General features: G+C 72.7%; 9 protein-coding genes. All 9 read right to left on the reverse strand.

Annotation, left to right across the window (positions count from 1 at the left end):
• Positions 1-51 precede the first annotated feature (51 nt).
• Positions 52-615 carry a sarcosine oxidase subunit gamma gene (locus tag BSB02_RS36485; protein ID WP_084965575.1) on the reverse strand — a complete coding sequence of 188 codons (564 nt, stop codon included), beginning with the start codon at positions 613-615 and terminating at the stop codon, positions 52-54.
• Positions 608-3,418, reverse strand: a complete 2,811-nt coding sequence (locus BSB02_RS36490; RefSeq protein WP_206185085.1) for a sarcosine oxidase subunit alpha family protein — start codon at positions 3,416-3,418, stop codon at positions 608-610. The genes BSB02_RS36485 and BSB02_RS36490 overlap by 8 nt, the downstream gene beginning before the upstream one ends.
• Positions 3,415-3,693 (reverse strand): sarcosine oxidase subunit delta, encoded by a 279-nt coding sequence (locus tag BSB02_RS41755; protein ID WP_206185086.1) that lies wholly within the window; start codon positions 3,691-3,693, stop codon positions 3,415-3,417. The genes BSB02_RS36490 and BSB02_RS41755 overlap by 4 nt, the downstream gene beginning before the upstream one ends.
• Before the next feature lie 36 nt (positions 3,694-3,729).
• Positions 3,730-4,944 carry a sarcosine oxidase subunit beta family protein gene (locus BSB02_RS36495; RefSeq protein ID WP_084965576.1) on the reverse strand — a complete coding sequence of 405 codons (1,215 nt, stop codon included), beginning with the start codon at positions 4,942-4,944 and terminating at the stop codon, positions 3,730-3,732.
• Positions 4,941-6,206, reverse strand: a complete 1,266-nt coding sequence (glyA, locus tag BSB02_RS36500) for a serine hydroxymethyltransferase (protein WP_084965577.1) — start codon at positions 6,204-6,206, stop codon at positions 4,941-4,943. The genes BSB02_RS36495 and glyA overlap by 4 nt, the downstream gene beginning before the upstream one ends.
• Before the next feature lie 10 nt (positions 6,207-6,216).
• Complete coding sequence (locus BSB02_RS36505; protein WP_084965578.1) at positions 6,217-8,619, reverse strand: GcvT family protein; 2,403 nt, start codon at positions 8,617-8,619, stop codon at positions 6,217-6,219.
• Between the two features lie 190 nt (positions 8,620-8,809).
• Complete coding sequence (locus tag BSB02_RS36510; RefSeq protein ID WP_206185087.1) at positions 8,810-9,763, reverse strand: ABC transporter substrate-binding protein; 954 nt, start codon at positions 9,761-9,763, stop codon at positions 8,810-8,812.
• Positions 9,764-9,803: 40 nt separating this feature from the next.
• Complete coding sequence (locus BSB02_RS36515; protein WP_084965580.1) at positions 9,804-11,804, reverse strand: ABC transporter permease; 2,001 nt, start codon at positions 11,802-11,804, stop codon at positions 9,804-9,806.
• Positions 11,801-12,886, reverse strand: a complete 1,086-nt coding sequence (locus BSB02_RS36520; protein ID WP_084965601.1) for a quaternary amine ABC transporter ATP-binding protein — start codon at positions 12,884-12,886, stop codon at positions 11,801-11,803. The genes BSB02_RS36515 and BSB02_RS36520 overlap by 4 nt, the downstream gene beginning before the upstream one ends.
• Positions 12,887-12,894 lie beyond the last annotated feature (8 nt).

The following is a 12,894-nucleotide window of genomic DNA, read 5'->3' on the forward strand; positions in this document are numbered from 1 at the left end:
GCGAGCTGGACGGACCGATACCGATCTTGAAAAGGTCGAAGACGCCGATGCTCATCGCAGGTATTCCGTCGCCGCGTCGAGCAGCCACTCGGCCAGGTAGCCCGCGAAGGAGGAGCGCACCAGCACGCGGCAGCCGTCCTCCTCGGGCAGCAGCACGACCTGCGCCCGCGCGAGCATGGTCTGCGCGCACCGCCCCGGCCCGAACTCGCGCGGATGCAGGTCCAGGGAGCAGCCGTGGGCGAGCACGTCGCGCGCCCGCGGCCCGGCCACCAGCAGGGTGGTGCGGTGGGCGGACACGTCGACGACCGACCCGTGCCGCTCGCCGAGGGCCTTGCGCAGCAGCTCGATCCGGTAGCCCTCCGGCGCGACCACCAGCCACTCGTCGGGGCCGAGCCACGCCACGGTGACCTCGCCGGAGACCGCGGTGGTGTTGGGCTCGACCGGCAGCGGCACGCCGAGCGCGGCCCCGAGGTCCTCGGCGGGCGGGCTGGACGGGTCCACCCGCACGTTGACGTGGGTGAGGAACGGCAGCTCCGCCAGCCGCACCCGCCCGCCGGCGGAGGCCGCGGCGAACCGCTCGGCGTAGGCCGCCGCCGGGCTCGTGCGCTCAGCCATCACGACGTGCTCCTTCCGGGTCGTACAGGACGTGCGAGGTGACGGTCACGGGCACCAGCGTGTCGCCGACGGGCGCGTACAACCGCTCGCCGTACCGGGACTGCCCGGCCTTGACCAGGGCGAGCGCGAAGGTACGGCCCAGCGCCGCGCTGCGGTAGCTGGAGGTCACGTGTCCCAGCATCGGCACGGGCGGCTCCGGCAGCCGCCGCCCGGGCCCGACCGTCTCGGGAGCCACCAGGTGGGTCCCCTCGGGCAGCAGGAAGGCGGGGTCCTCCGGAAGCAGACCGACGAGCTGCTTGCGGTCCGGCCTGGCGGTGTCGGCGCGGCCGAAGGACCGCTTGCCGACGAAGTCGGGCTTCTTCTTCGACACCACCCACGACATGCCCAGGTCGTGCGGGGTGACCGTGCCGTCGGTGTCCTGGCCGACGATGGGGTAGCCCTTCTCGGCGCGCAGCACGTGCATGGTCTCGGTGCCGTACGGCGTGACGCCCTCCGCCATGATCGCCTCCCACAGCCGCAGGCCGTCCCACGAGGTCACGTTGATCTCGTAGGCCAGCTCGCCGGAGAAGCTGATCCGGCACACCCGCGCCGGCAGCCCGGCCACCTCGGCCTCCCGCCAGGTCATGAACGGGAACTCCGCGGCGCCGACCGGCAGGCCGGGCGCCAGGCGGGCGAGCACCTCGCGCGAGCGCGGCCCGACCAGGGCGACCGTGGCCCACTGCTCGGTGACCGACGTGCAGTACACCCGCAGCGAGGGCCACTCGGTCTGCAGCCACTCCTCCATCCAGTCCAGCACGGCGGCGGCGTTGCCGGTCGTGGTGGTGACGAGGAAGTGGTCCTCGGCCAGGCGGATGACGGTGCCGTCGTCGAAGACCATCCCGTCGGCCCGGCACATCACGCCGTAGCGGATGGCGCCGACCTTGAGGGTGCTCATCAGGTTGGTGTAGAGCCGGTCCAGGAACTCCCCGGCGTCCGGCCCGATCACGTCGATCTTGCCGAGCGTGGAGGCGTCCATCGCGGCCACCTGCTCGCGCGCCGCCCGGCACTCGCGCAGCACCGCCGCCTCCATGTCCTCCCCGGGACGCGGGTAGTACCAGGGCCGCTTCCACTGGCCGACGTTCTCGAACAGCGCGCCGTTGGCCACGTGCCACTCGTGCAGGGCGGTCACCCTGACCGGGTCGTGCAGCTCGCCCCGGTCCCGCCCCGCCAGCGCCGCGAAGCTGACCGGCAGGTACGGCGCGCGGAACGTGGTGACGCCGAGGTCGGCGACCGGGACGCCGAGCAGGTGGGCCATGACGGCGGTGGTCAGCAGGCCGGAGGTCTTGCCCTGGTCGTGCGCCGTCCCGGCGGTGGTGTAGCGCTTGACGTGCTCGACCGAGCGCAGCCCCGCGCCGGTGGCGCGGCGCACGTCGGCGACCGTGACGTCGCGCTGCAGGTCCACGAAGTGCGCCGAGTAGTCGGCGGCCGGGACCAGCCAGTACGGCACGCCCGCGGGCGGCGACGGCTCGACGGGGGCGGGACCGGTGCCGGAGACCGCCCGCTCCCCCGCCCCGGCGCCGTCGGCCAGGCACGCCTCCAACGTGAACACGCCCCTGGCGGCCCCGGCCACCTCCACCGCCTGCCGTGACCGGCCGGGGAGCATGGCGCCGAGCTCCTCGTCGTAGCGCAGGCTGCCGCCGGACTGGCTGAACAGGTGCACGACCGGGCTCCAGCCGCCCGACACCAGCAGCAGGTCGGCGTCGATCGGCCGTTCCTCCAGCACGTCGCCGCCGTCCGTGCCGGCGACGACCCCGTCCACCTGGCCGTCGCCGTGCGCCTGCCGTACGACGTGGCCGGTCAGCACCTCGATGCCGCGCTCGCGGGCGCGGGTCGCGCAGGAGCCGGGGGCCTGCCGGACGTCCACGATGGCCGCGACGTCCACGCCCGCGTCGGCGAGGTCGAGCGCGGCGGCATACGCGCTGTCGTTGGCGGTGAAGACCACCGCCCGGCGGCCGGGGAGCACGCCGTACCGGTGGAGGTAGGTCCGGGCGGCCCCGGCCGGCATCACGCCGGGCAGGTCGTTGCCCGCGAAGGCGATCGGCCGCTCGTGCGCGCCGGTGGCCAGCACGACGCGCCGCGCCCGGATGCGCCAGATCCGCTCCCGCGCCACGTGGGCAGGGGCCTGCGCGCCCAGGTGGTTGGTGCGCCGCTCGACGGCGACCAGGTAGTTGTCGTCGTAGTAGCCGAAGACGGTGGTACGGCGCAGCACCCGCACGTCGGGCAGCTCCTCCAGCGCGGCGGCCGTCGCGGCGGCCCACTCGGCGCCAGGCGTCCCGTCCACGGTCTCGGCCGTGCCCAGCAGGCCGCCGCCCGGCTCGGGCTGCTCGTCGGCGAGGATGACCCGGGCTCCGGTCGCCGCCGCGGCCCGTGCCGCCGCCAGCCCGGCCGGTCCCGCACCCACCACCAGCACGTCGCAGTGCGCGTGGACCGCGTCGTAGCGGGCCGGGTCGGGCTCGCTCGCCAGCCGCCCGCGCCCGGCGAGGCCACGGGCGGCCAGCCCGTCGTACAGCTCGACGGTGGTGGCGGTCAGCATGGGCTCCGGGAAGGGCGTCTCGACCTGGACCAGGGCGTTCGGCTCCTCGCTGCCCGCCGAGAACACCCCGCGCGGGCGGCCCAGCTTGACGCTCGCGGCCACCCGCCGCACGCCGTTGGCCAGCAGCGCCGAGGCGAGGGTGTCGCCGGGGTGGCCGGTGTACTCGCGCCCGTCGAAGGTGAAGCGCAGCACGCGGGAGCGGTCGACGCGACCGCCGCTCTCGCGCCTCATGAGGTCACCGGCTTCGGCTCGCCCACCCGGTAGACCGCGTGGATCTCGTTCGTGGCCGTGTCGCGCAGCGCGTTGAACCAGCGGCGGCAGCCCGCCGAGTGGCTCCAGCGCTCGGCGAAGACCCCCTTGGGGTTGTCGCGGAAGAACAGGTAGCGCGCCCACTGCTCGTCGGAGAGCGCGGCCGGATCCTGCGGGTAGGCGACGTGGGCCTGCCCGCCGTAGTGGAACTCGGCCTCGTCGCGAGGGCCGCACCATGGGCATGGGATCAGCAGCATCGTGTCGTCCTCAGTGCTCGTCGTCAGTGCGCGTCATCAGTGCGCGACAGCGGCGGCGCCGTGCTCGTCGACGAGCGCCCCGGTGACGAATCGGTCAAGGGAGAAGGGGGCGGTGAGCGGGTGCGGCTCGTCGTGGGCCACGGTGTGCGCGAAGCACCAGCCCACGCCGGGGGTGGCCTTGAAGCCGCCGGTCCCCCAGCCGCAGTTGAGGTATAGGCCCTCGACCGGGCTGAGGCCGACGATCGGCGAGGCGTCCGGGGAGACGTCCACCACGCCGCCCCAGGTGCGCAGCACGTGGGCGCGGGCGAAGACGGGGAACAGCTCCAGGGCCGCGGCCATCTGCCGCTCGATGATGTGGAAGGCCCCCCGCTGGCGGTAGGAGTTGGCCGCGTCGATCCCGGCGCCCATGACGAGCTCGCCCTTGTGGGCCTGGCTGACGTAGACGTGGACGGCGTTGGACATGACGACCGTCGGGTGGACGGGCTCCAGCAGCTCCGACACCAGCGCCTGGAGCGGGTGGCTCTGCAGCGGCAGGTCGATGCCCGCCGTGGCGGCCACGACGGAGGTGTGCCCGGCCGCGCACAGCGCGACCCGGCCCGCGCCGATGGTCCCGCGCGTGGTCTCCACGCCGGTCACCCGGCCGTTGCTCACGCGCAGCCCGGTGACCTCGCAGTTCTCGACGAAGTGCACGCCGAGCGCCGCCGCCGCCTTGGCGAAGCCCCAGGCGACGTGGTCGTGCTTGGCGATGCCGGCGCGCGGCTGGAAGGTCGCCCCGAGCACCGGGTAGCGCACGTCCTGCGAGATGTTGACGATCGGGCAGACCTCCTTGACCTGCCGGGGGTCCAGCCACTCGGCGTCCACGCCGTTGAGCCGGTTGGCCTCCACCCGGCGCACGCTGTCGCGCACGTCCTGCAGGCTGTGGGCGAGGTTGAGCACGCCGCGCTGGCTGAACAGCAGCGGGTAGTCCAGCTCCTCCTCCAGGGTCTCCCACAGCTTCAGCGCGTGCTCGTAGATGCCGGCGCTCTCGTCCCACAGGTAGTTGGAGCGGATGATCGTGGTGTTGCGCGCCATGTTGCCGCCGGCCAGCCAGCCGCGCTCCAGCACCGCGACGTCGGTGATGCCGTGGTTCCTCGCCAGGTAGTAGGCGGTGGCCAGGCCGTGCCCGCCCGCGCCGACGATCACCACGTCGTAGGAGCGCTTCGGCGCGGCACTCTCCCACAGCCAGTCCGGGTGCTCGGGCAGCTGCATCATGCGGCTCCTCCGTAGAGGGGGTACTTGGCGGCCAGCGCCTCGACCCGGCCGCGCAGGAACGCCAGGTCGGCCCGCGGCTGGAGCGCCGCCGCGATGACGTCGGCGACCTCGCGGAAGTCGGCGGGGCCGAAGCCGCGCGTGGCCAGCGCGGGCGTGCCGATCCGCAGCCCGGAGGTGACCATGGGCGGCCTGGGGTCGAACGGCACGGCGTTGCGGTTGACGGTGACGCCCACGGAATGCAGCCGGTCCTCGGCCTGCCTGCCGTCCAGCTCGGATTCGCGCAGGTCCACCAGCACCAGGTGGACGTCGGTGCCGCCGGTGAGCACCCTGACCCCGGCGGCCGCGTCGGGGGCCGTCAGCCGCTCGGCCAGGATGCGGGCGCCCTCCAGCGTACGGCGCTGCCGCTCCCTGAACGCCTCCTCGGCGGCCAGCTTGAACGCCACGGCCTTGGCGGCGATGACGTGCTCCAGCGGCCCGCCCTGCTGGCCGGGGAACACCGCCGAGTTGATCTTCTTGGCCAGGTCCCCGGTGGACAGGATCACGCCGCCGCGCGGCCCGCCGAGGGTCTTGTGCGTGGTCGTGGTGACGACGTGGGCGTGCGGCACCGGCGAGGGGTGCAGCCCGGCCGCGACCAGCCCGGCGAAGTGCGCCATGTCCACCAGCAGGTAGGCGCCGACCTCGTCGGCGATGCGGCGGAAGGCCGCGAAGTCCAGCTGCCGGGGGTAGGCCGACCAGCCGGCGATGATCAGCCTGGGGCGGTGCTCGCGGGCCAGCCGCTCGACCTCGTCCATGTCGACCAGGTGGTCGCTCTGCCGTACGTGGTAGGCGACCACGTTGTACAGGCGGCCGGAGAAGTTGATCCGCATGCCGTGGGTGAGGTGGCCGCCGTGGGCCAGGTCCAGGCCGAGGATGGTGTCTCCGGGCTCCAGCAGGGCGGCCATGGCCGCGGCGTTGGCCTGGGCGCCCGAGTGCGGCTGCACGTTGGCCGCCTCCGCGCCGAACAGCTTCTTGACCCGGTCGATGGCCAGCTGCTCGACCACGTCCACGTGCTCGCAGCCGCCGTAGTAGCGCCTGCCCGGGTAGCCCTCGGCGTACTTGTTGGTCAGCACCGAGCCCTGGGCGGCCATGACGGCGGCCGGCGCGAAGTTCTCGGAGGCGATCATCTCCAGCGTGGTGCGCTGGCGGGTCAGCTCGGCGGTGATGGCGGCGTGGATCTCCGGGTCGGCCGTCTCCAGCGGGGCGTCCAGCGGCGTGTCGATCATGTGCGTCCTCCTAACCGCGCAGCCGGCTCATCGCCGGGTCGAACAGGGGCTCCTCGGCGACGACGGCCCGGACCCGCCGGTCGAAGTAGCCGATGTGGACGGTCTGGCCGGGGGTGGCGAGCTCGGCGGGCAGCCAGGCGTAGGCGATGGCGCCGCCGACCGTGTAGCCGTAGGCGGCGCTGGTGACGTACCCGACGGGCCGATCGCCGTCGTAGACCGGCTCCCTGCCCATGACCACCTCGTCGGCGAGCAGGCAGGTGAGCCGCCGGGTGACCCGCTCCCTGCGCTCCAGCAGCGCCTCGCGCCCGAGGAAGTCGCCCTTGTCCAGCTTGACGGCGAAGCCGAGGCCCGCCTCGTAGGGGTCGTGCTCGAAGGTCATGTCGGCGCCGAAGGAGCGGTAGCCCTTCTCCAGGCGCAGGCTGGTGAAGGCGCCGCGGCCGGCGGCGATGACGCCGTGGTCCCGGCCCGCCCGCCAGAGCGTGTCCCACAGCTTGAGCCCCATGTCGGCGGTGGTGTAGATCTCCCAGCCCAGCTCGCCGACGTAGGACAGGCGCAGCATGGTGACGGGCACGTTGCCGATGTAGGTGCGGGTGCCGCGGAAGTACCGCAGGGCGGTCAGGTCGGCCGGGGTGAGCGGCTGGACCATCTCGCGCGCCTTCGGCCCCCAGACGCCGACGCAGCAGGTGCCGGGGGTGATGTCGCGGATGTACACGTCTCCGGGGCGGTGCCGCTCCAGCCAGTCCAGGTCGAGGTTGCCGTTCGCGCCGACCTGGAAGTGGGAGGGGCCGAGCCGGGCCACGGTGATGTCGCTGCGGATGCCGCCGTCCACGTCGAGCAGCAGGCAGTAGGTCACCGAGCCGACGGACTTGTCGAGGTCGCCGGTGGTCACGCGCTGGAGGAAGCCCAGCGCGCCGGGCCCGCTCACCTCCAGGCGCTTGAGCGCGGTCATGTCGTACATGGCCACCGCCTCGCGGGTGGCCAGCGCCTCGGCGCCCACGATGGGCGACCAGTACTGCGCGGCCCAGTCGCCGGGGGCCGGGATCTGCCGCCCCTCCAGCAGCGGGGCGTTGGCGCCGTACCACTGCGGCCGCTCCCAGCCGGAGGCCTCCAGGAACGTCGCGCCCAGCTCCTGCTGGCGCGAGTGGAACGGGCTGGTGCGCAGCGGGCGGGGCCGCTCCATCGGCTGGAGCGGGTGGATGATGTCGTAGACCTCGACGTAGTTCTGGCAGCCGCGCTCCAGCACGTAGTCGGGGGCGAGCTGGTGCGGCTCGAACCGGTTGACGTCGCACTCGTGCAGGTCGAAGGAGGAGCAGTGGCCGTCCACGAGCCATTCGGCCATGGCGCGGCCCACCCCGGCGGAGTGGGTGACCCACACCGCCTCGGCCACCCAGAAGCCCTGCACCTCCCGCGACTGGCCCATCAGCGGCAGGTGGTCGGTGGTGAAGGAGAACAGCCCGTTGATGCCCTCCTCGACCTTGGCCGAGCGGGTGGCGGGCAGCAGTTCCTGGGTCTCTTTCCACGCCTCGGCGAAGTCGTCGGGGGTGAAGGTGAGCACGGACGGCATGACCTCGGCGGCGTCGACGGACAGGATGTCGTCGGGGCTGACCGGCATCGGCCGGTGGCCGTAGTAGCCGATGCCGAGGGTGTCGTAGCGCTCGCGGAAGTACAGGTCGGCGTCCTGGTGGCGGAGGATCGGCCGGGTGGCCTCGGCGCCCTGGCCGGCCAGGCCGGGCACCCGGCCGGTCCAGGCGAGCTGGTGGGCGAGCGGCGTGAGCGGCAGCTCCATGCCGGCCATGCGGGCCACGCGCGGCCCCCAGATGCCGGCGCAGCACACCACGACGTCGGCGGGGATCTCGCCCTGGTCGGTCACCACCGCGGCGACCCGGCCGCTTTGGGTGCGGATGTCGAGCACCTCGTGCCGGGGCAGCACCCGCACCCCGCGCGCCCGCGCCCGGGCCAGCTGGGCGTCCACGGCCTTGACGGCCTTGGCCAGCCCGTCGGTGGGGATGAACAGGCCGCCGAGGATCTTGCCGGGGTCGAGGAGGCTGTGCTTGTCCACGCACTCCTCGGGAGTCAGCAGGCGGGCCTCGATCCCCCAGGAGGCGGCCCAGCCATGGCGCCGGTGCAGCTCGGCCAGCCGTTCCGGGGTGGTGGCCACCTCCAGCCCGCCGACCTGGAGGAAGCTGTCGAGCTCGACGAACTTCTCGACGGTGTACCGGGCCAGCTGCGTCATGGTCTTGGAGCCGTTGATCTGGAACACCAGACCGGGGGCGTGCGAGGAGGACCCGCCGGTGGCGGGCACGTCCCCTTGGTCGACGACGGTGACGTCGGTCCAGCCGCGGGCGGACAGCTCGTCGGCCACAGCCGCGCCGACCACGCCCGCGCCGATGATGACGACGCTCGGGCCCGTCATAGCCACCTCCGTTGTTGCGAAATATGCAACCTAGAGCACTTTCCGCAACAAGCGTCGCCTGCCCCCAGGCGGGTGTCAAGAGCTGTTTTGTCCAATTTCGTACGGCCTGCCGTACCGGCCGCGGACACACGCGAGCCCGGCCCGGTCGGGGTCGCCGATCGGGCCGGGCGGGCACAGGCCGGTGCGAGGGTCAGCCGGTGGGCAGCCAGGCCTTGACCTTGCCGGGGTTGTCCGCCACCCACTTGGCGGCGGCCTCCTCGGGCGTCATCTTGTCCTGCGCGATGTACTTGGCCACGAGGTTCTGGTCGTCGTTGGTCCAGGTGAAGTTCTTGACCAGCGTGTAGGCGGGGCTCCCGGAGTCGGCGAACCTCTTGCTGACGATCTTGTCGAGCTCATACGGCGGGTAGTCGCAGGCCACCTTGGCGGGGTCGGCGTCGCAGCCGGGCGTGTAGGCTGGCAGGTTCACCTTGACCAGCCGGACCTCCGACAGGAACCACTGCGGCTCGTAGAAGTAGCCGATGATCGGCTTCTGCTCCTTCTGCGACTGGCGGAAGGCGCTGATGAGCGCGGTCTCGCTGCCCGCGTAGACGACCTTGTAGTTCAGCTTGAGGTTCTTGACCAGGGCCTCGTCGTTGGTGACGAACGAGGGGTCGCCGTCGAGGAGCTGGCCCTTGCCGCCGGACTCGGAGGTCTTGAACAGGTCGGCGTACTTGTTGAGGTTCTTCCAGTCGGTGATGTCGGGGTACTTCTCGGCCATCCACGGCGCCACGTACCAGCCGATGACGCCCTTGTTGCCGGTCGGCCCGGCGTTCACCGCGACCTTCTGCTCCTCGATGTACTTCTTCTTCAGGTCGTCGTGCGCCCAGTTCTCCACGATGGCGTCGACCTCGCCGGTGGCGAAGCCCTGCCAGGCCACCTCCTCCTTGAGGTCCTTCTTGACGACCTTGCAGCCGAGCTGCTTCTCGGCCACGTGGGCGATCACCGCGGCGTTGGCCTCGTAGCCCACCCACGGGTTGATGGCGAGGTTGAAGGTGCCGCAGCCGGTCTTCGCGCCGCTCTGGGCCGAGCCGCTCTCCCCGACCTTGGCCCCGCCGCACGCGGTGAGCAGGAGTCCGGCGCCCGTCACGAGCGTGACCACCCTCACCCTTCCGCTCCTTGCGAATGCCACCTGGTCCTCCTGACTCTCAGTTCCGATGGGATGTCCGATGCGCTCCGCCGTGCGAGGCCGCGTCCGCCCGCTGGGTGGCGGCCCGCATCACGCGGTCCAGGACGATGCCGAGCACGACGATCGCGAGCCCGGCGGCCAGCCCCTTGCCCCGCAGCTGGTGCTGGGAGAATCCGGCCACGACGTCGTAGCCGAGCGCGCCCGCGCCGACCAGGCCGCCGACGACCACCATCGACAGCACGTAGATGAGTCCCTGGCTCGCGGCCAGCGTCACGGCGCTGCGCGCCATGGGCAGCTGCACCTTGGAGATGAGCTGCCAGGTGCTCGCGCCCGCCGACGTGGCGGCCTCGACGGTGGTCGCCGACACGCCCCTGATCCCCTCGGCGACGAGCTTGATCGCCACGGGCGCGGCGAACACGACGGCCGCGATGATGGCGGTGAACCGGGTCGGGCCGAACAGGCCGAGGATGGGCACCAGGTAGACGAAGGCCGGCATGGTCTGCCCGGCGTCCAGCACCGGGCGCAGCACGGTGTCGGCCCGGTCGCTGCGGCCCATCCACACCCCGGCCACCACGCCGAGGATCATCACCAGCACGGTCGCCACCAGCGTGGAGGCCAGCGTGACCATGCTGTCCTGCCACAGCCCGAGCAGCACCAGCGCCGCCAGCCCGGCGGCGGTGACGACGGCGGCCCGCACGTTGCCCACGAGCAGCGCGACGGCCACGGCCGCGGCGGCCACCAGCCACCAGGGCGAGCCGGTCAGCAGCGCCTCGAAGGGGTTGAGCAGCGCGTTGGTGAGCAGGTTCTTCACGGCGTCGGTGTAGGCGGCCAGGTTGTCCTGCACCCAGACGCTGGCGGCGTCGGCGGCGCGGCGGACGTAGGAGCCGAGGTTGGCCTCGGCCGGGAACTCCGCCGCCCACACGTAGGTGTAGGACAGGTAGCCCAGCACGCCGGCCACGCCCAGCACGCCCGCCACCTCCAGGCGGCGCCCGCGCGGGCTCCGCAGCCGGCCCGCGCGGCGCTCCGCCTCCACGCGGCGGCTGGCCGCGGAGGTCACCCGGTCCAGGACGACGGCCATGATGACGATGGCCAGCCCGGCGTTGAACGCGGTGCCGACGTCGAGCGTCTGGAGCGCCTTCAGCACGGTCTGGCCCAGGCCGGGGGCGTCGATGAGGGCCGCGATGGTCGCCATGGACAGGGCGGCCATGATGGTCTGGTTGACGCCGACGATGATGGTCTGCTTGGCCATGGGCAGCCGCACGTGCCGCAGCGACTGGGCGGCCGTCGCGCCGAGCGAGGCCCCGGCCTCCAGCGTCTCGTGCGAGACGTGGCGGATGCCGTGCGCGGTGATGCGGATGGCCGGCGGGATCGCGTAGATCATCGTGGCGACCGTGGCGCTGGCCGGGCCGATGAGGAAGAACAGGGTCAGGGGCGCCAGGTAGACGAACGTCGGCATGGTCTGCATGAAGTCCAGCACCGGGGTGACCAGCCGGTTGAAGCGGTCGCTGAGCCCGGCCCACACCCCGAGCGGGATGCCCACGGCCAGCGACAGCGCCACCGCGGTCAGCGTCAGCGCCAGCGTGTCCATGCTCTCCTGCCACAGGCCGAGCACGCCGAAGGACAGGAAGCCGGCCGCCGTCAGCAGCGCCACGCGGCGGTTGCCGTACAGCAGGGCGATGCCGGCGGCCAGCCCGGTCACGCCGAGCCAGCCGAGCACGGGCACGGGGCGGCCGAAGGACGGCTGGCTGATCAGGGCCTGGACGAAGGTCACGGCCTCGTCGATGAACAGCCGGATGTAGTTGACGAAGTAGAGGAAGAACGGGTTGCTGTTGCGGCTGTCGTCGACGGCGTCCATGCCCTCGCCCAGCGCGGTGTGCAGCGGGGTGAGCTCGGCGCCGCCCAGCGCCAGCGTGTCGCGCCCGCGCAGCACCACCCAGCCGAGCACCCACGCGGCGAGCACCACGAGCAGCAGGTGCCTTCGGGCGGGTGCCTTGGCCGCGGCGACGGAGACGGCCGTCATCGCTGCTCTCCGGCGATCACTTCGAGGATCTCCGCGCTGGTCACGACCCCGAGCAGCCGCTCGCCGTCCACGACGCGCACCGGCCGCTCGGCCGACAGCACCGCCCGTACGGCGTCGCGGATCACCACGTCGGGGCCGAGCACCGGGCCGTCCAGGTCGTCGCCGGGCTGCGGCTCGCGCATGATCCAGCGCAGCGTCAGCACGTGCGAGCGCGGCACGTCGCTGACGAAGTCCCTGACGTAGTCGTCGGCGGGCGCGCCCACGACCTGGTCGGGGGTGCCGACCTGGACCAGCTCGCCGTCGCGCATGATGAGGATGCGGTCGCCGAGCTTGAGCGCCTCCGACAGGTCATGGGTGATGAAGATCATCGTCTTGCCGACCTCGCGGTGCAGGCGGATGACCTCGTTTTGCATCTCGCGCCTGATGAGCGGGTCGAGGGCCGAGAACGGCTCGTCGAACAGCAGCACGTCGGGGTCGGCGGCCAGCGCCCTGGCCAGGCCGACGCGCTGCTGCATGCCGCCGGACAGCTGGTCGGGGTAGGAGTTCTCGAACCCGCCCAGGCCCACCAGCCCGATGACCTCGCGAGCCCGCGCGTACCGGTCCGGCTTGGCCACGCCGCGGATCTCCAGCCCGAAGGCCACGTTGTCCAGCACGCAGCGGTGCGGCAGCAGGCCGAAGTGCTGGAAGACCATGGCGATGCGGTGCCGCCGCAGCTCGCGCAGCCGCCGCTCGTCGGCCCGGCGCACGTCCTCGCCGTCCAGCAGGATCTCGCCCGCCGTGGGCTCGATGAGCCGGGTCAGGCAGCGCACCAGCGTGGACTTGCCGGATCCCGACAGGCCCATGACGACGAACATCTCGCCGCGCCGTACCTCGAAGGAGACGTCGCGGACGGCGGCGACGCAGCCGGTGCGCGCCTTGAGCTCGGCGCGGGGCAGCGTGCTGCCGACGACGCTGTCGGCTTTGGGGCCGAACACCTTCCACAGCCCGCGTACGGCCAGCACGGGCGGGGCCTGGGTGTGGTCGGGGTCGGCTGCACTGCTTCGTTCGGCCCTGCTGTCTCTGGCCACGGACGGCACAGTCATGACCACCT

It is taken from the genome of Thermoactinospora rubra, from assembly GCF_002093975.1.
GTDB classification, from domain to species: domain Bacteria; phylum Actinomycetota; class Actinomycetes; order Streptosporangiales; family Streptosporangiaceae; genus Nonomuraea; species Nonomuraea rubra_A.